General features: G+C 63.3%; 16 protein-coding genes and 1 pseudogene. 13 read left to right on the top strand and 4 right to left on the bottom strand.

All coding sequences use genetic code 11. The annotated features are described in order from the left end of the window. The first annotated feature begins 69 nt into the window (after positions 1-69). The 6 genes and pseudogenes from purN to nadC all read left to right on the top strand — a co-directional run bounded on the left by purN (position 70) and on the right by nadC (position 6,940). Complete coding sequence (purN, locus tag OKW29_RS31580; protein ID WP_090801571.1) at positions 70-723, top strand: phosphoribosylglycinamide formyltransferase; 654 nt, start codon at positions 70-72, stop codon at positions 721-723. Next, a complete protein-coding gene (locus OKW29_RS31575) occupies positions 720-1,979 on the top strand; it encodes an RsmB/NOP family class I SAM-dependent RNA methyltransferase (RefSeq protein WP_187619047.1) in 1,260 nt (419 codons plus the stop codon). The genes purN and OKW29_RS31575 overlap by 4 nt, the downstream gene beginning before the upstream one ends. Before the next feature lie 147 nt (positions 1,980-2,126). Beyond that, positions 2,127-3,544: pseudogene (locus OKW29_RS31570) on the top strand (mechanosensitive ion channel family protein). Between the two features lie 6 nt (positions 3,545-3,550). Further along, complete coding sequence (locus OKW29_RS31565; RefSeq protein WP_429293796.1) at positions 3,551-4,747, top strand: DesA family fatty acid desaturase; 1,197 nt, start codon at positions 3,551-3,553, stop codon at positions 4,745-4,747. Positions 4,748-4,877: 130 nt separating this feature from the next. Then, positions 4,878-6,017, top strand: coding sequence for a quinolinate synthase NadA (gene nadA / locus OKW29_RS31560; RefSeq protein WP_187630486.1), 1,140 nt, complete (start codon positions 4,878-4,880; stop codon positions 6,015-6,017). Next, entirely contained in the window at positions 6,017-6,940 is a 924-nt protein-coding gene (gene nadC / locus OKW29_RS31555) for a carboxylating nicotinate-nucleotide diphosphorylase (protein WP_429293795.1), read from the top strand. The genes nadA and nadC overlap by 1 nt, the downstream gene beginning before the upstream one ends. 124 nt (positions 6,941-7,064) lie before the next feature. Here nadC and nadB read toward each other — a convergent pair whose 3' ends face one another. From nadB to radC, 4 genes are all read right to left on the bottom strand, one after another. Then, on the bottom strand, positions 7,065-8,663 hold the full coding sequence (gene nadB / locus OKW29_RS31550; RefSeq protein WP_184023143.1) for an L-aspartate oxidase: 1,599 nt from the start codon (positions 8,661-8,663) through the stop codon (positions 7,065-7,067). A 226-nt stretch (positions 8,664-8,889) separates the two neighbouring features. Continuing rightward, the gene (gene rpmG / locus OKW29_RS31545) at positions 8,890-9,057 is read right to left on the bottom strand and encodes a 50S ribosomal protein L33 (protein WP_008919555.1); all 168 of its coding nucleotides are present in this window, start codon (positions 9,055-9,057) and stop codon (positions 8,890-8,892) included. A 10-nt stretch (positions 9,058-9,067) separates the two neighbouring features. Beyond that, positions 9,068-9,301 carry a 50S ribosomal protein L28 gene (gene rpmB / locus OKW29_RS31540; RefSeq protein ID WP_007180631.1) on the bottom strand — a complete coding sequence of 78 codons (234 nt, stop codon included), beginning with the start codon at positions 9,299-9,301 and terminating at the stop codon, positions 9,068-9,070. 210 nt (positions 9,302-9,511) lie between these two features. Continuing rightward, positions 9,512-10,426 (bottom strand): RadC family protein, encoded by a 915-nt coding sequence (radC, locus tag OKW29_RS31535; RefSeq protein WP_429294979.1) that lies wholly within the window; start codon positions 10,424-10,426, stop codon positions 9,512-9,514. A 206-nt stretch (positions 10,427-10,632) separates the two neighbouring features. Between radC and OKW29_RS31530 the strand changes: the two genes are divergently transcribed. The 7 genes from OKW29_RS31530 to OKW29_RS31500 all read left to right on the top strand — a co-directional run bounded on the left by OKW29_RS31530 (position 10,633) and on the right by OKW29_RS31500 (position 17,699). Continuing rightward, entirely contained in the window at positions 10,633-11,088 is a 456-nt protein-coding gene (locus OKW29_RS31530; protein WP_090801560.1) for an FKBP-type peptidyl-prolyl cis-trans isomerase, read from the top strand. 2 nt (positions 11,089-11,090) lie between these two features. Continuing rightward, positions 11,091-12,050: a 4-hydroxy-3-methylbut-2-enyl diphosphate reductase gene (ispH, locus tag OKW29_RS31525; RefSeq protein ID WP_184006365.1), complete on the top strand. Its 960-nt coding sequence runs from the start codon at positions 11,091-11,093 to the stop codon at positions 12,048-12,050. 543 nt (positions 12,051-12,593) lie between these two features. Next, the gene (locus OKW29_RS31520) at positions 12,594-13,790 is read left to right on the top strand and encodes a branched-chain amino acid ABC transporter substrate-binding protein (RefSeq protein WP_429293794.1); all 1,197 of its coding nucleotides are present in this window, start codon (positions 12,594-12,596) and stop codon (positions 13,788-13,790) included. A 228-nt stretch (positions 13,791-14,018) separates the two neighbouring features. Then, positions 14,019-14,969, top strand: a complete 951-nt coding sequence (locus tag OKW29_RS31515; protein WP_018421576.1) for a branched-chain amino acid ABC transporter permease — start codon at positions 14,019-14,021, stop codon at positions 14,967-14,969. Between the two features lie 26 nt (positions 14,970-14,995). Beyond that, on the top strand, positions 14,996-16,165 hold the full coding sequence (locus tag OKW29_RS31510) for an ABC transporter permease subunit (RefSeq protein ID WP_184023149.1): 1,170 nt from the start codon (positions 14,996-14,998) through the stop codon (positions 16,163-16,165). Between the two features lie 20 nt (positions 16,166-16,185). After that, on the top strand, positions 16,186-16,977 hold the full coding sequence (locus OKW29_RS31505; protein ID WP_184023151.1) for an ABC transporter ATP-binding protein: 792 nt from the start codon (positions 16,186-16,188) through the stop codon (positions 16,975-16,977). Positions 16,978-16,994: 17 nt separating this feature from the next. After that, positions 16,995-17,699: an ABC transporter ATP-binding protein gene (locus tag OKW29_RS31500; RefSeq protein WP_026225995.1), complete on the top strand. Its 705-nt coding sequence runs from the start codon at positions 16,995-16,997 to the stop codon at positions 17,697-17,699. Positions 17,700-17,781 lie beyond the last annotated feature (82 nt).

Below are 17,781 nucleotides of genomic sequence, written 5' to 3'. Positions count from 1 at the left end.
ATAAACGCTTGGCGCAACAGACGGCTGCGCGGTCGCGGTCCGGCGATTGCCGAATGATAAAATCCGCGCATGAAAAAACTCGTCATCCTGATTTCCGGGCGGGGTAGCAACATGGAAGCCATCGTGCGCGCCTGCGCGAGCGAGGGCTGGCCGGCGCGGGTCGCCGCCGTGATTGCCAACCGTCCCGATGCCGCGGGGCTCGCGTTCGCGGCGTCGCATGGCATCGCCACGGCGGTGGTCGACCACCGCCAGTTTCCGGATCGCGACAGCTTCGACGCGGCACTCGCCGAGCAGATCGACGCCATCGCGCCGGACCTCGTCGTGCTCGCGGGCTTCATGCGCGTGCTGACCGAGCGCTTCGTCGACCACTACGCAGCGCGCATGCTGAACGTGCACCCGTCATTGCTGCCGAGCTTTCCGGGTCTGAAGACCCATCAGCAGGCGCTCGACGCCGGCGTGCGGTTCCACGGCGCGTCGGTGCATTTTGTCACATCAAAGCTGGATCACGGGCCGATCGTCTTGCAGTCGGCGGTGCCTGTCGAGGCGGGCGATACCGCACAGACGCTCGCCGCACGCGTGCTCGCCACCGAGCACATCATTTATCCACGCGCGGTGCGCTGGTTCGTCGAAGGGCGTCTCGCTCTGGACGGCTCGCGCGTCACGCTTACGCCGTCGGAGCCGCAATGGCTCTTTGCCGGTCACACCGCCGGAGAGGGCGCATGAGATTGCATGGTTTCCTGATTGGACAAACTGAAACGCTGCTGGCCGAAGTGCTGCGGCTGAACGGCCCCGCCGACGCCACCACGAGCCGCTTCTTCCGCGCGCATCCGAAGCTCGGGCACGCCGAGCGCGGCGTGATCGCCGAGGCGGTGTTCGCCGTGCTGCGCCGCCGGATGGAGTTCGCGCATCTGGCCGAAAGCGGCACTGGCAGCCCCGCGCGTCGCATGGCGCTGCTGGGCCTGATGCAGACGGCGGGACGCTCGGCGCTCAAGCCGTTCGTCACCGAGGCCGAAGCGACGTGGCTCGAACACGTGGCGAAGATCGACCCGGAAAGCCTGCCGCTGCGGATTCGCCTGAACCTGCCCGACTGGATCAGCCAGGCGCTCAGCTCGCGCTTCGAGGCCGCCGAGCTCGCGCAGCTGGCCGCCGCGCTGAACTACCCGGCGCCGCTCGATCTGCGCGCGAACCCGATCAAGGCGAGCCGCGACGACGTGCTGGGTGCGCTGTCGAAGGCGGGCATCGAGGCGGGCGCGACACCGTTCGCGCCGCTCGGGGTGCGCGTGGTCGGCAAGCCGGCGCTCACCAAGCTCGACGCGTTCCAGCAGGGCTGGCTCGAAGTGCAGGACGAGGGCAGCCAGCTGCTGTGCTCGGTGGTCGCGCCTCGGCGCGGCGAGATGATCGTCGATTTCTGTGCGGGCGCGGGCGGCAAGACGCTGGCGCTCGGCGCGGCAATGCGCTCGACCGGCCGGCTCTACGCGTTCGATATCTCCGAGCGGCGTCTCGCGAAGCTGAAGCCGCGTCTCGCGCGCAGCGGCCTGTCGAACGTGAACCCGGTGCTGATCGACAGCGAACACGACGCGAAGATCAAGCGTCTGGCTGGCAAGATCGACCGCGTGCTCGTCGATGCACCGTGCAGCGGCCTCGGCACGCTGCGCCGCAACCCGGATCTGAAGTGGCGCCAGTCGCCGGAGTCGATCGCCGAGCTAGCGCCGAAGCAGGCGTCGATTCTCACGAGCGCGGCGCGTCTCGTGAAGAAGGGCGGCCGGCTCGTCTATGCTACGTGCTCGATTCTCGAAGCCGAAAACGAGGCGGTGGTGCAGCAGTTCCTCGCCGATCATCCTGATTTCGCGCTGGTGCCGGTGCGCGACGTCCTTGCCGAGCAGCGTATCGAGCTGGAGATGGGCGACTACCTGTCGCTGTGGCCGCACCGCCACGCGACCGACGGCTTTTTCGCCGCCGTGCTCGAGCGCCAGAGCTAGGCAACCGGCTGCAGGCCGGCGCGCGGATTGGCGGATGAATCCGCGCGCGCCGGCCATTCCGGCGACATCCGTGCATACGACTTTACCCACATGTTCAGCGACATCGCGCGCGACTTCGGTCAGCGCGTGATGCTGTGACAGGTCGCGATCCTGCTTGCGACGCTGCTCGTCGCGTGGCTGCTCGCGCGGACGCTGCGCCGGCGCATCAAGCGGCCGCAATCGACGCGCTACGAGAGCCTGCGTTTCGGCATGGAAAGCCTCGACCGGGCGGCTTTTCCGCTGATCGGCGCGGCACTGGTGTGGCTCGCGCGGGCGATCGCCGGCCAGTTCATGGACACCACGCTGCTCGATCTGGCGCTGGTGCCGCTCGCCGGCATTGGGCTGATCTACATCGTGTTCTTCTTCGGCGGGTGTTCAACCGCGAAGGTGGCGAGCATCCGTGGCTGTTTCTCGTCGAGAAGATCGTGTCGGTAGTCGTTTGGATCGGCATGGTACTCACGCTATTGGGCATTCAGAACGCCGTGATCGCGTGGATGGACAGCGTGAGCTTTGGCGTCGGTAATGCGCATATGACGCTGCTGTCGCTGATCACGGGGCTGTCGTGGGTCGCCGTCACGTTGATCGTCGCGATGTGGCTCGGCTCGTGGTTCGAAGATCGCCTGATGCGCACGAAGACGCTCGACGCGAATCTGAAGGTCGTGGTCGCGCGCGTCGGCCGAGCGGCCTTCGTGCTGGCGGCGATCCTGATCAGCCCGTCGATCGTCGGCATCGACATCACGGTGCTCGGCGTGTTCGGCGGCGCGCTCGGCGTCGGGCTCGGCTTCGGCATGCAGAAGATCGCGAGCAACTATGTATCGGGCTTCATCACCCTTCTCGATCGCTCGTTGCGGATCGGCGACACGATCAACGTGAGCGGCCTGCAGGGCCGCGTCACGCAGATCCGCACACGCTATACCGTGGTGCGCGGACTCGACGGCATCAGGACGCTGATTCCGAACGAAAAGCTGATCACCGACGTCGTGCAGAACCAGTCGTCGTATCTGACCCGCGGCTATGCGCGGGCGGCCGTGCAGATGCCTACACATCCGACGTCGAGCCGGCGATGACGCTGCTCGCCCAGGCCGCCGCCGACGTGCCGCGGGTGCTGCGCGAACCGGCGCCGACGCCATTTCTGGTCGGCTTTGGCCGGGACGGCATCAATCTCGAGTTGGGTTTCTGGATCGAAGATGCGGTGAGCGGCACGTGGCGTGCTCACAACCATCAACTGCAATATCTGGCGTCTCTTTTCCGAGCACGGCATCACTATTGCGCTCCCGCAACGCGAGGTGCGCATCGTCGGTCAGGCAAGCGGCGCAATGCCGCACCCGTTAAGCCCCATTTCGCGCCGCGGCAAGGCATGCGCCAGTGCCCAGGCAATTGCTATCGACTTGATTGCGCACAAAAAATCCCTATTTGTTACAAACACTTGGAATCGTTCAAGTAGAATATCGTCCTATCCCGCTGTATGCTTTCACTTTCATGACACGCGCGCCGCGTGTGCTTCGTATCTTTCGTTCTGCAGGTAACTTACCTTGTTGAATTCTTTGCTCGATTTCCTTGCCCACGGGCTACTGCATTTCTCGTGGTGGCAACTCGTCGTGTACACGCTGATCGTGACGCACATCACGATTATCGGCGTGACCGTCTATCTACATCGCTGCCAGGCGCATCGCGCGCTGGATCTGCACCCGATCGCCAGTCATTTTTTCCGCTTCTGGCTGTGGATGACCACCGGCATGCTGACCGGCCAGTGGGCCGCGATTCACCGCAAGCACCACGCGAAATGCGAGACCGAAGAGGATCCGCACAGCCCGCAGACGCGCGGCATCTGGAAGGTGCTGCTCCAAGGCGCCGAACTCTATCGCACCGAAGCGAAAAACGAAGAAACGATGCGCAAGTTCAGTCACGGTACACCGAACGACTGGATGGAGCGCAACGTCTACACGAAGTACCCGATTCTTGGCGTGAGCCTCATGATGGTGATCAACGTCGCGCTGTTCGGCGTCGTCGGCCTGACCATCTGGGCCGTGCAGATGGTGTGGATCCCTTTCTGGGCCGCGGGCGTGGTCAACGGCCTCGCGCACTTCTGGGGCTATCGCAACTTCAATTCGTCGGATGCGAGCACCAACATTATCCCGTGGGGCATCATCATCGGTGGCGAAGAGCTGCATAACAATCACCACACGTATGCGACGTCGGCGAAGCTGTCGAACAAGTGGTACGAGTTCGACATTGGCTGGATGTACATCCGCATCATGCAGGCGTTTCGTCTGGCCAAAGTGAAGAAGGTCGCACCGACGCCGCGCCTGACCACCGGCAAGCTCGTGCTCGATCAGGACACGCTGCAGGCCGTGCTCGCGAACCGCTACGAAGTGATGGCGCGTTACGCGAAAGCGATCAAGCGCGCATACCGCCAGGAGCTCGCGCATCTGAAGGAAGTCGGCGCGCGCGAAAAGTATCAGGTGATGCGTGGTGCGCGCAGCTGGTTCCACAAGGAAGAGGCGGGCCTGAACGAGCCGCAGAAGCTCCAGCTGCCGCAGATTTTCGCGAACAGCCAGAAGCTGAAGACCTACATCGACATGCGCAACGAACTGGCGGCAATGTGGGAGCGCTCCAACGCGTCGCGCGAGCAATTGCTGGTGCAATTGCAGGACTGGTGCCATCGCGCAGAGCAGAGCGGTATCAAGGCGCTGCAAGACTTCGCGATGCGACTGCGTCGCTATGCCTGAAATCCATTAAAATTTCAGGACGTCACAAAACCCCGCGTTGGCGGGGTTTTGCATTTTTGGGCCGTGGAAATGCATTGCGCGTGTAGCGCGATCGGCAAGCCGCGGCGGCCAGGTGAGGGCAGAGGAGATGATGAAGCAGCAGGCGATCAGGACCGTCGAATTCGATCGGCCTCAGGCGCAGGGCACGACCTGCGGGATTGGGCAGGCGTGGGCGAAGGTGCCCGAGACGCCGTCGGCGGAAGAAAAGCGGGCGCTGAAGGCGCGCATTCGCGAATTACTCAAGCGCGAGAAAGCGGTGCTGGTCGCGCACTATTATGTCGACGCCGAATTGCAGGAACTCGCCGACGAAACCGGCGGTTGCGTGGCCGATTCGCTGGAAATGGCGCGCTTCGGCCGCGATCACGAGGCGCAGACGCTGGTGGTCGCGGGCGTGCGCTTCATGGGCGAGACCGCTAAAATCCTCAGTCCAGACAAGCGCATTCTGATGCCGGATCTGGATGCGACCTGTTCGCTCGACCTCGGTTGTCCGGTCGACGAGTTCTCGGCGTTCTGCGACGCACACCCGGACCGCACGGTGGTCGTGTACGCGAACACGAGCGCGGCCGTGAAGGCGCGCGCGGACTGGATGGTGACGTCGTCGATCGGGTTGGAGATCGTCGCCGATCTGCATGCGCGCGGCGAGAAGATCATCTGGGCGCCGGACCGTCATCTCGGCAGCTTCATCCAGGGCAAGACCGGCGCGGACATGCTGATGTGGCAGGGCTCGTGCCTCGTGCACGACGAATTCAAGGGCATCGAACTCGATCTGCTGCGCGCCGATTATCCGCACGCGAAGGTGCTCGTGCATCCGGAGTCGCCGGCCAACGTGGTCGCCCAGGCGGACGTGGTCGGCTCGACCACGCAGTTGATCGACGCCGCGCAGAAGCTCGACGCGACGCACTTCATCGTCGCGACCGACCTCGGCATCCTGCACAAGATGCAACTCGCCGCGCCCGGCAAGACGCTGATTGCCGCGCCGACGGCCGGCAACAGCGCGACCTGCAAGAGCTGCGCGCATTGCCCGTGGATGGCGATGAACGGACTCGCCAATCTGGCCGATGTGCTCGAGCGCGGCCACAACGAAATCTTCGTCGAGCGTGGGATCGGCGAGCGTGCGCGTCTACCTATCGATCGCATGCTCGATTTCGCGGCGCGTCACAAGAAGCGCGTGCAGGCGAGCGGCGATCTCGCGCGCGACGCGCAACTGTATTCGAATGTGGGGGCAGCGTAATGAAGGTGGTGGAGAAGGCGCCTGAGCAGGTACTGGTGCGCGAAGGGGCCGACGCAGTGTCGCCGCTTTTCGCGGCGATTCACGCGCAATATGGCGTGGCGTTCGACGCGGCGCTCGCACGCAATGTCGCCGATGCACTCGCCGAAGATATCGGCACCGGCGATCAGACCGGCCGCCTCGTGCCTGCCGATGACGTTCACGACGCGCGCATCATCGTGCGCGAGGAAGCGGTACTGTGCGGCGTGCCGTGGTTCGACGCAGTGATGCGCGCGGTCGATCCTCGCATCGTAGTTCAATGGCGTTACCGCGAGGGCGACCGCATGAGCGCCGACACGACGGTCTGCGATCTTCGCGGGCCGGTGCGCGCGCTGCTGACCGCCGAGCGCAATGCGGTGAATTTCCTGCAGCTGCTGTCGGGCGTGGCGAGCGCGACGCGCCGCTATGTCGACGCGATTGCTCACACGCGCGCGTGCGTTCTCGATACGCGCAAGACGCTCCCAGGCTTGCGGCTCGCGCAAAAGTACGCGGTGCGCATCGGCGGCGGTGCGAACCAGCGGCTCGCGCTGTACGACGGCATTCTGATCAAGGAAAACCATATCGCCGCGGCCGGCGGCTTGGGCGCGGCGATGGACGCGGCGCTCGCGTTGAATGCGGGCGTGCCGATCCAGATCGAAGTCGAAACGCTCGAACAACTGGAAACTGCGCTCGCGCATGGCGCGCAGTCGATCCTGCTCGACAACTTCTCGTTCGACATGATGCGCGACGCGGTTCGCATCACGGCCGGGCGCGCGGTGCTCGAAGTGTCCGGCGGCGTGAATTTCGAGACCGTGCGCACGATCGCGGAGACTGGCGTGGACCGCGTGTCGATTGGCGCACTGACCAAAGACGTGCGCGCGACCGACTACTCGATGCGGATCGTTTGAGCGCCGCGCGTTTTAGCGCGACAGTCGACACTCGTGACGACTTAACAAGGCCATTGCCGGAGCTTACCGGCAATGGCCTTGTCGTTTGTGGCGTCGTTTCAGCGTGTATTTCGGCCCAAGGCTGTCAGGTATTCGGCCTGCGTACATACTTCGGCGTGAGCACCGTCGGTAGCGCCTTGGGTAATGTCGACGGCCAGTCGCGGCTGAAATGCAGGCCGCGGCTTTCGCGCCGCGAGCGCGCGCTGTCCACGATCAGCGACGCCACATCGACCAGATTGCGCAGTTCCAGCAGATCGCGGCTCACCTTGAAGTTCGCGTAGTACTCGTGGATCTCGTCGCGCAGCAACGCGAGCCGATGCTTCGCGCGCTCGAGTCGCTTGTCGGTGCGCACGATACCGACGTAGTTCCACATCAGCCGGCGCAGTTCGTCCCAGTTGTGCGCGACCACGACCTCCTCGTCCGGATCGGACACGCGGCTTTCGTCCCAGGCCGGCAGCGGCGCGTGAACGGCGGCAGCGAAGCCTTCTGCTTCGATCGCCTTGGCGGCGGAGCGGCCGGTCACGAGGCATTCGAGCAGCGAATTGCTGGCAAGTCGGTTCGCGCCGTGCAGGCCGGTGCAGGACGTTTCGCCGACTGCGTAGAGACCCGCGAGATCGGTGCGGCCCGCCAGATCGGTGACGACGCCGCCGCACGTGTAATGCGCGGCCGGTACCACTGGAATCGGCTCCTTCGTGATGTCGATGCCGAACTCGAGGCAGCGCGCCAGGATCGTCGGGAAATGCTCGTGCAGGAACGCGGCCGGCTGGTGGCTGATGTCGAGGTACACGCAATCGATGCCGCGTTTCTTGATCTCGAAGTCGATCGCCCGCGCGACGATGTCGCGCGGCGCAAGCTCCGCGCGCTCGTCGTGATTGGGCATGAAGCGCGTGCCATCCGGCAGTTTCAGAATGCCACCTTCGCCGCGCACTGCTTCCGAAATCAGGAACGACTTCGCGTACGGGTGAAACAGGCACGTTGGGTGGAACTGGATGAATTCCATGTTCGACACGCGGCAGCCGGCGCGCCATGCCATCGCGATGCCGTCGCCGGTCGCGGTGTCGGGGTTGGTCGTGTACAGGTAGACCTTGCCGGCGCCGCCGGTCGCGAGCACCGTATGCGGCGCTTCGATCGTAACGGTGCGGCCGCTTTGCAGATCGAGCGCATACAGACCATGGCAGCGGCGGCCGGGCAGGCCGAGGCGTTCGGACGTGATCAGGTCGATTGCGTGATGGTCTTCGAACAGCGTGATGTTCGGATGCTGGCGCACCTGCTCGCTGAGCGTGGCGACGACCGCGTGGCCGGTCGCGTCGGCCGCGTGAATGATCCGGCGATGGCTATGGCCGCCTTCGCGCGTCAAATGAAAGCCCAGTTCGGCGGCCTCGTCTTTCGTGAACGGCACGCCCTGTCCGATCAGCCATTCGATCGCGGCGCGCCCATGCTCGACGATAAAGCGTGTCGCCGCCTCGTCGCACAGGCCGCCGCCTGCGGTCAGCGTATCGCGCACGTGATTCTCGACGCTGTCCGCCGAATCGAGCACCGCGGCGATGCCGCCTTGCGCCCAGTCGCTCGCGCCTTCGGTCAGCGATCGCTTGGCGATCACAGCAACGCGCCGTGTCTGCGCGAGATTGAGCGCGACGCTCAAACCAGCCAGACCGCTACCGACAATCGCCACATCGAATTCCATTGCCCACATCTCCGTCTTTCGTTTTGCGATGACGGCGCGCGAACCGCACGCCGCGAAAACGACAAAGGATACGCGCCGCATCGCCCTGGCGAAAGCTGGCCAAACGGAATAGGGCGATTCGCGCGCGCCTTGCGGAGCTATCGCGAGGTCCGCGCAAAAACAAAAAAGCCTCGCACGAATGCGAGGCTTTTCATGTTTTTGCCTTCGTCAGGCTGGAGAGCCAAGATTACTTGATCTTGGTTTCCTTGTAGTCAACGTGCTTGCGGATGACCGGATCAAATTTCTTGATCAGCATCTTTTCCGGCATGTTGCGTTTGTTCTTCGTGGTCGTGTAGAAGTGACCCGTGCCTGCGGTCGATTCCAGCTTGATCTTGTCGCGTGCGCCTTTCGCCATGATTTACTCCTTAGGCTTCACCGCGTGCGCGCAAATCTGCGAGCACAGCGTCGATACCGTTCTTGTCGATCAGGCGCAGGCCGGCGTTCGAAACGCGCAGACGCACCCAACGGTTTTCGCTTTCCACCCAGATACGGCGGTTTTGCAGGTTCGGCAGGAACCGGCGCTTGGTCTTGTTGTTCGCGTGGGAAACGTTGTTGCCGCTCATCGGCGCTTTCCCAGTTACTTGGCATACGCGTGCCATGAGAGCACTCCTAATACGCTAATTCTGAGTTCGAACGCCGTGAAAGTTTCCCGAAAAGAGCCGCGCTGAAAGTGTGCGAAGTTGCGCCGAATTTGCATGGAGACACTTCGCTACCACAGCTGCCTGACCTTTGCGGAACGCCTTGATGGCTTCGGAACAGGGGGTTGGAAATAGGCAAACCGGAATTCTAGCAGAAAAAAAGCCGCAAAATCAAACCTTATTTGCGATGCGGGACGCTGCGTCGTACGGCGGCCATTCCGCTTCCCGCGCTCGAGCGGGCTTGCGCGCGAGCCCCGGCCAGCCGGCGCGGGCGAACGAATATACGGTGTCCGCGCCGATCACCAGATGATCGATCAACTGCACATCGACGAGCGCGAGCGCATCGCGCAGCGTCTGCGTGAGGCGGCAGTCGCTGGCACTCGGCTCGACGGCGCCGGACGGATGATTATGCGCGACGATCAGGCTGGCCGCGTTCGCGGCGAGCGCCCGCCGCACGATCTCGCGCGGATACACGGCCATCCGCGTGAGCGAGCCGCGCGCGCTTTCCTCGCAGCGGATCAGCCGATGCCGGGCGTCGAGAAACAGCGACACGAACACCTCCTGCGGCTGTCCGCCGATCAGAAGGCGCAGATAACTTTCGACCGCTTCGGGCGAATTCATTAGCGGGCGCTTGCGCATCTTGTCGACCAGCGAGCGACGCGCCATTTCCATGATCGCGAGTAATTGCGCTTTTTTCGCCGGGCCGATGCCGCGAATGCCGTCGAAGTCCGCATAAGTCGCGTCGAGCATCGCGCGCAGGGAGCCGAAGCGATCCAGCAGCGCCCGCGCGACGCTGAACACGTCGTGACCGGGCAGGCCAGAGCCGAGCACGAGCGCGATCATTTCAGTGTCCGACAGCACGTCGGGGCCCTGCTCGATCAGTCGCTCGCGCGGCATGTCGCGCCGGAGCCATTTACCCCGAAACAGTTGCCGCCGGCAGCGGGCGGTGGAGTCGGCGGCTTTTGACGGGGCCTCGGCCGACCGATTCGCGGCGGCTTTCACGCCGCCTCCGGCGCGTGCCGGCGCCTTCGGTCGTCGCAGCGTTGGCGCAGGTGTTTCGTCGATTGTGCTGGCGAAATCAGCCATATATATAGAGTCCTCCGCGTAAGGTTGACGGCGCACGCGGCGCAATGCGCCGCCGGGCCGTGCCGCCCTCGCGCGCGACGGACTCAAGCCGGCGCCCGCTAGGTGGCTTACAATAGACACTTTGCGCACGGCACGCCGACGGTTTGCCACACGCGTCGACTGCCCCGCGGCGCACGCGTGCAGCGCTTCGACTGAGCGAGCATTGCATGAGCATCATCGATATTTCCGAGGTGAAACCCGGTTCACACGTCACGCTGCATTACCGGCTTTCCCTTGCCGATGGCGCCGAAGTGATCAACACGTTCAACGACAAGCCGGCCACGCTGCTGCTCGGCGCCGGTCAACTGGCGCCGCCGCTGGAAGATATTTTGCTGGGTTTGAAGGTGGGCCGCCATTCGACCTTTCAGCTAGCGCCGGGCCAGGCGTTCGGCCCGCGCAATCCGGATCTGATCCAGCGCGTGTCCCTCGCCACGCTGCGGGAGAACAGCATGATCGGCGAGGATTTTTCCCCGGGTGACCTGGTCGAATTCAACGCGCCGGGCGGCGGGCGCTATGCCGGCGTACTGAAGGAAGTTGGCGAAACGTCGGCCCTATTCGATTTCAATCACCCGCTTGCCGGCCAGGCGCTGGCGTTTGAAGTGAAAATCATCGGGATTCTGTAAACATGAGCATCACGGATACGACTCTTGCCGAAGCGGAGATCCTGCTGGCCCAGCCACGCGGGTTCTGCGCCGGCGTCGACCGGGCGATCGAGATCGTCGAGCGGGCCATCAAGCTGTATGGCTCGCCGATCTACGTGCGTCACGAAATCGTCCATAACGCCTATGTGGTCGAAGACCTGCGCAAGAAGGGAGCGATCTTCATCGAGAACCTGGACGAAGTGCCGGCGGGCAACACGGTGATCTTCAGCGCGCATGGCGTGTCGAAGGCCGTGCGCTCGGAGGCGGAGTCGCGCGGGCTGCGGGTGTACGACGCCACCTGTCCGCTCGTGACCAAGGTGCATATCGAAGTCGCGAAGATGCGCCAGGACGGTTTCGACATCGTGATGATCGGCCACAAGGGCCACCCGGAAGTCGAAGGCACGATGGGCCAGGCGGCCGAGGGCATGCATCTGGTCGAGGACATCGAGGATGTGCAGGCGTTGCAGCTCGCCGATCCGGAGCGGATCGCCTTCGTCACGCAAACCACGCTGTCGGTCGACGACGCCGCCGAAATCATCGGCGCGCTGAAGGCCAAGTACCCGTCCATCCGTGAGCCGAAGAAGCAGGACATCTGCTACGCCACGCAGAATCGCCAGGACGCAGTGAAGTTCATGGCGCCGCAGTGCGACGTCGTGATCGTCGTCGGCAGTCCGAACAGCTCGAATTCGAACCGCTTGCGCGAGCTCGCCGAGAAGCTCGGCGTGCCAGCCTATATGGTCGATTCGCCCGATCAGATCGATCCGGTTTGGGTCGAGGGCAAGCGCCGCATTGGCGTGACCGCCGGTGCGTCGGCGCCGGAGGTGCTGGCGCAGGCGGTGATCGCGCGTTTGCGCGAACTGGGTGTGCGCAACGTGCGCGCGCTCGAGGGCATCGAGGAAAACATCGCGTTTCCGCTGCCACGCGGGCTCGGTCTGCCAGCCTGACAATCCGTTAGCTACACTGAAAGGAAAGCGCGCCCGTGGGCGCGCTTTTTTTATGCCCGTGCCCGACGAACCTCCGATTAAATTAAGTGCCACATCGAATGACCGGTCAACTTTCGGTGGTCTCGCGCACAAATTATTTTGAATTGTGATCGGGGCTTTTATCGATTTTGGCGCGATGCGTCCCCGTTTTAAGCTCGCAAAAGCTTTAAGACGGATTGAGCATGCACCGAATTGGTGCAATTTACCGAGCGCGCGCTAAATGGTCATACCCGACGCAAAGCCCGGCCTATCCGGGATTCGCGCCGAGCGCCCGCAACACTTGATGCCAGCGGGTTCGGCACCGGTGCAACTGGTGCACGAAAACGGATCGCAACCAGGTTGCGCCTTTTAACGGATTTCGCTCTCAAAATCAGGTTGCAATGCAGGAAAACCCCACCGGTTCAACAATATTGCCACCTGCATAATTGGAGTTACAATGCGCGCGTTCTCAAGGCCTTGAGGTCCTGGACAGTGGATTTTGCAAGGCGCAGGAGACCTTACTTGATGCGAGTCAAATTTGCTTACGCCGTGTCCATCGCGGCCACGGTTGCGATGCTGACCGCGTGCGGCAAGAAACAGGATGGCGAAGCGGGAACGGGCGCATCGGGGGCCGCGGCGGTTGCCACCGCGAGCGAAGCGACTATCGTGAAGATCGGTCATGCGGCTCCGTTGACGGGCGGCATCGCGCACCTGGGCAAGGACAACGAAAATGGGGCGCGCCTCGCGGTCGAAGAAATCAATGCGCAGGGTTTGACGATCGACGGTCGCAAGATCCAGCTGCAACTCGACGCGCAGGACGATGCGGCGGACCCGAAAACCGGCACCGCCGTCGCGCAGAAGCTGGTCGACGATCACGTGGTCGCGGTGATCGGACACCTGAACTCCGGGGTCTCGATTCCGGCGTCGAAGATGTATAGCGACGCGAGCATCGTCGAGATCTCGCCGTCGTCGACGAATCCGGCCTATACGCAGCAAGGGTTCAAGACGACCTATCGGGTGGTCGCGACCGACGCGCAGCAGGGTCCGGCGCTCGCCAATTACGCGACGAAGGCGCTGGGTGCCAAACGCATCGCGGTCGTGGACGATGCGACCGCCTACGGCAAAGGTCTCGCGGACGAGTTCACGAAGACCGCCGAGGCGAGCGGAGCGAAGATCGTCGCGCGGGAGGCGACGAGCGACAAGGCCACGGATTTCCGGGCCATTCTCACGAAGATCAAGAGTGTTCAGCCGGACGCCATCATGTTCGGCGGCATGGACGCGACGGGCGGGCCTTTTACGAAGCAGGCGGCGGCGCTCGGTATCAGGGCAAAAATCCTTGGCGGCGACGGTGTGTGTACCGACAAGGTAGGTGAGCTGGCGGGTACCGCCGTGCAAAACCTGGTCTGTTCGGAAGCAGGACTCGCGCTTTCGAAAATGACCAATGGAGCGGACTTCGAAAAGAAGTACGAGGACCGCTTCCACACGCCGGTGCAGATTTACGCGCCGTTCACGTATGACGCTGTGTACGTGATCGTCGATGCAATGAAGCGCGCTAATTCTATCGAGGCGCCCAAGGTGCTGGCTGCGATGCCTTCGACCGATTACAACGGGGTAATCGGCCACATCGCGTTCGACGACAAGGGTGATTTGAAAGAGGGCGCCATTACGCTTTACGACTTCAAGGACGGCAAGAAAGCAGTGCTCGACGTCGTAAAGATGTGATGACGGGAAGTACGGCCTGACGGCACCGACACCATCCAACGGTGCCGTTTTTGCATCCGCCCAAGGTGAGCTCGCGACCGCATCACGGTCGTCAGGGCAAGCCGGCAACGGATAACCCTTACCGGTCTTTTACATCAGTACCCGCAGTGCCGTTGAGATTCGTAGCGCATCACCGCCCACCGGCAGATGAAAAACGCGAATCCAGTCGCACGGGCTAAGGAGCATTAAATGGATATCTTCATCCAGCAGATCCTGAATGGACTGGTGCTTGGCAGTGTCTACGCCATCATCGCACTGGGCTATACGATGGTTTACGGCATTCTGGGCATCATCAACTTCGCCCACGGCGACGTGTTGATGGTGGGCGCGATGGTTGCGCTCTCCGCCATAGGTGTGCTGCAGAACCACTTCCCCGGCCTCGGCAATGTGCTGACGCTCGTGATCGCGTTGATCATCGCGGCGGCGGTCTGCGCGGTGGTCGGCTACACGATCGAGCGGGTCGCCTACCGGCCGTTGCGGCGTGCGCCGCGTCTCGCGCCGCTGATCACCGCGATCGGTGTGTCGATTCTGCTGCAGACGCTCGCGATGATGATCTGGTCGCGCAATCCGCTGCCGTTCCCGCAACTGCTGCCCACCGACCCGATCAACGTGATCAAGGCCACCGACACGACGCCCGGCGCCGTGATCTCGATGACTGAAATCGTGATCATCGTGGCGGCGTTCCTCGTGATGGGCGGCCTCCTGCTGCTCGTGCACAAGACCAGGCTCGGCCGTGCCATGCGCGCGATCGCCGAGAACCCGAACGTCGCGAGTCTGATGGGTGTGAACCCGAACTTCGTGATTTCGGCGACCTTCATGATCGGCTCGGCGCTGGCTGCGCTCGCCGGCGTGATGATCGCGTCCGAATACGGCAACGCGCACTTCTACATGGGCTTCATCCCTGGCCTGAAGGCCTTTACCGCGGCGGTGCTCGGCGGTATCGGCAATCTCGGCGGCGCGATGGTCGGCGGCGTGCTCCTCGGCCTGATCGAGCAGTTGGGTGCCGGCTATATCGGCGACCTCACGGGCGGCGTGTTCGGCAGTAACTACCAGGACGTGTTCGCGTTCATCGTGCTGATCGTCGTGCTGGTGTTCCGTCCGTCGGGCCTGCTCGGCGAACGTGTCGCGGATCGCGCCTGATCCCGGGCCACAAGGAGTCAACAATCATGACCTCAATTCAACCGATCGAGCCGTCCACGACGCTCATCCCCGAAAAGAACCGCACGAAGACGCTGACTATCGGTATTCTCACGGCGATCTTCGTGATCGCGGCGCCGATGGTCATCGGCGCCGCGGGCGGCAACTACTGGGTCCGCGTGCTCGACTTCGCGATGCTGTACGTGATGCTCGCGCTGGGCCTGAACGTGGTGGTCGGCTTTGCCGGCCTGCTGGACTTGGGCTACATCGCGTTCTACGCGATCGGCGCCTACACGGCCGCGCTGCTGAGCTCACCGCACCTCGCGACGCAATTCGCGTGGATCGCGCATCTCGCGCCGAACGGCATCCACGTGCCGATCTGGATCATCGCGCCGATCGCGATGGCGCTCGCCGCGATGTTCGGGATTCTGCTCGGTGCGCCGACACTGCGTTTGCGTGGCGACTACCTCGCGATCGTGACCCTCGGCTTCGGGGAAATCGTGCGGATCTTCATGAACAACCTCGACCGTCCGGTGAACATCACCAACGGCCCGAAGGGGATCACCGGGATCGATCCGGTGTCCGTCGGCGGCTTCAGCCTCGCGCAGACACACTCGCTGTTCGGCATGCAGTTTCCGTCGGTGTACCTGTACTACTACCTGTTCGTGCTGTGCGCGCTGTTCGTGATCTGGACCTGTACGCGTCTGCAGCATTCGCGGATCGGCCGCGCGTGGGCCGCGATCCGCGAAGACGAAATCGCGGCCAAGGCGATGGGCATCAATACCCGTAACGTGAAGCTGCTTGCGTTCGCGATGGGCGCGTCGTTCGGCGGCCTGTCGGGCGCCATGTTCGGCTCGTTCCAGGGTTTCGTGTCGCCGGAATCGTTCACGTTCTGGGAATCGGTCGTGGTGCTCGCCTGCGTGGTGCTCGGCGGCATGGGCCACATTCCGGGCGTGATCCTCGGGGCGGTGCTGCTCGCGGTGTTCCCCGAGTTCCTGCGCTCGACGATGGGTCCGCTGCAGAACATGATCTTCGGCCATGAAATCGTCGATACCGAAGTGATCCGTCAGTTGCTGTACGGCCTCGCGATGGTCGTGATCATGCTGTACCGCTCGGAAGGCCTGTGGCCCGCGCCGAAGCACGAAGACAGGATTGCGAAGCTGGCGAAGCGTGGCGGCAAGAAGCCGGTGCGCGCATAAGGTCCGGTGGAGAAAAAGACATGAGCGATAACGTAAGCAACAACGCGACGACCCGGCTGTCGGTGAAGGGCGTCAACAAGCGCTTCGGCGGCCTTCAGGCGCTTTCCGAGGTCGGCCTGCAGATCCGCGCGGGCGAGATCTACGGCCTGATCGGCCCGAACGGCGCCGGCAAGACCACCTTCTTCAATGTGATCACGGGTCTGTACACGCCGGATTCAGGCGAGTTCAAGCTCGACGGCGAGAGCTACACGCCGACCGCGGTCTATCAGGTCGCGAAGGCGGGCATTGCGCGCACGTTCCAGAACATCCGTCTGTTCGGCGGCATGACCGCGCTCGAAAACGTGATGGTCGGCCGTCATGTGCGCACGAAGCACGGTCTGCTCGGCGCGGTGTTCCAGACGCCGGCCGAACGCCAGGAAGAGCGCGAGATCAAGGAGCGCGCGCTCGAACTGCTCGACTACGTCGGCATTACGCAGTACGCGGACTATACGTCGCGCAACCTGTCGTATGGCCACCAGCGGCGGCTCGAAATCGCGCGTGCGCTGGCGACCGATCCGAAGCTGCTCGCGCTCGACGAACCGGCGGCCGGCATGAACGCCACCGAGAAGGTCGAGCTGACCAGGCTGCTCGACAAGATCCGTGCGGACGGCAAGACGATTCTGCTGATCGAACACGACGTGAAGCTCGTGATGGGTCTGTGCAATCAGATGACGGTGCTCGACTACGGCAAGGTGATTGCGCAAGGTTTGCCGCAGGACGTGCAGAAGGATGCGAAGGTGATCGAAGCTTATCTGGGTGCGGGGGTCCACTGATGTCCACGACGCAAGCAATGTTGAAAATCAAGGGCCTGCAGGTCAACTACGGTGGCATCCAGGCGGTCAAGGGTGTCGACCTCGAGGTCGGGCAGGGCGAACTCGTCACGCTGATCGGCGCGAACGGCGCGGGCAAAACCACGACGATGAAGGCGATCACCGGCCTGAAGGCGTATGCGGCCGGTGACATCGAGTACATGGGTCAGTCGATCAAGGGCCTGCCCGCGCATGAGCTTCTGAAGCGCGGTCTCGCGATGGTGCCGGAAGGGCGCGGCATTTTCGCGCGCATGTCGATCGTCGAGAACATGCAGATGGGTGCGTATCTGCGCAACGATGACGATGGCATCAAGTCGGACGTCGAGCGCATGTTCGGCTTCTTTCCGCGTCTGAAGGAGCGTGCATCGCAATACGCGGGCACGCTGTCGGGCGGCGAGCAGCAGATGCTCGCGATGGCACGCGCGATCATCTCGCGGCCCAAACTGCTGCTGCTCGACGAACCGTCGATGGGTCTGTCGCCGATCATGGTCGAGAAGATCTTCGAAGTGGTGCGCCTGATTTCCTCTGAAGGCATGACCGTGCTGCTCGTCGAGCAGAACGCGCGGCTCGCGCTGCAGGCGGCGAATCGCGGCTACGTGATGGACTCCGGTTTGATCACGATGTCGGGCGACGCGAAGCAGATGCTCGACGATCCGAAGGTTCGGGCCGCGTATTTGGGCGAATGAGCGGGCGAACGAGTGGGTGAATAAGCATGTGACGAGTTGGACGTGCGCGCCGGTGGCGCACACGTCCGGCTTGCAACGCGCC

Origin of the sequence: Paraburkholderia sp. CI3, from assembly GCF_050436505.1 — a bacterium.
Classification (GTDB): Bacteria; Pseudomonadota; Gammaproteobacteria; order Burkholderiales; family Burkholderiaceae; genus Paraburkholderia; species Paraburkholderia tuberum.
This window is presented reverse-complemented; position numbering and strand designations above follow the sequence as displayed.

Coding starts and splice junctions, on each gene's coding strand:
- OKW29_RS31530 (WP_090801560.1), top strand. CDS start 10,633: ATGAGCATCATCGATATTTCCGAGGTGAAACCCGGTTCACACGTCACG.
- OKW29_RS31520 (WP_429293794.1), top strand. CDS start 12,594: ATGCGAGTCAAATTTGCTTACGCCGTGTCCATCGCGGCCACGGTTGCG.
- OKW29_RS31500 (WP_026225995.1), top strand. CDS start 16,995: ATGTTGAAAATCAAGGGCCTGCAGGTCAACTACGGTGGCATCCAGGCG.
- rpmB (WP_007180631.1), bottom strand. CDS start 9,301: ATGGCACGCGTATGCCAAGTAACTGGGAAAGCGCCGATGAGCGGCAAC.
- radC (WP_429294979.1), bottom strand. CDS start 10,426: ATGGCTGATTTCGCCAGCACAATCGACGAAACACCTGCGCCAACGCTG.
- purN (WP_090801571.1), top strand. CDS start 70: ATGAAAAAACTCGTCATCCTGATTTCCGGGCGGGGTAGCAACATGGAA.
- nadB (WP_184023143.1), bottom strand. CDS start 8,663: ATGGAATTCGATGTGGCGATTGTCGGTAGCGGTCTGGCTGGTTTGAGC.
- OKW29_RS31575 (WP_187619047.1), top strand. CDS start 720: ATGAGATTGCATGGTTTCCTGATTGGACAAACTGAAACGCTGCTGGCC.
- rpmG (WP_008919555.1), bottom strand. CDS start 9,057: ATGGCGAAAGGCGCACGCGACAAGATCAAGCTGGAATCGACCGCAGGC.
- OKW29_RS31515 (WP_018421576.1), top strand. CDS start 14,019: ATGGATATCTTCATCCAGCAGATCCTGAATGGACTGGTGCTTGGCAGT.
- OKW29_RS31510 (WP_184023149.1), top strand. CDS start 14,996: ATGACCTCAATTCAACCGATCGAGCCGTCCACGACGCTCATCCCCGAA.
- nadA (WP_187630486.1), top strand. CDS start 4,878: ATGAAGCAGCAGGCGATCAGGACCGTCGAATTCGATCGGCCTCAGGCG.
- OKW29_RS31505 (WP_184023151.1), top strand. CDS start 16,186: ATGAGCGATAACGTAAGCAACAACGCGACGACCCGGCTGTCGGTGAAG.
- ispH (WP_184006365.1), top strand. CDS start 11,091: ATGAGCATCACGGATACGACTCTTGCCGAAGCGGAGATCCTGCTGGCC.
- nadC (WP_429293795.1), top strand. CDS start 6,017: ATGAAGGTGGTGGAGAAGGCGCCTGAGCAGGTACTGGTGCGCGAAGGG.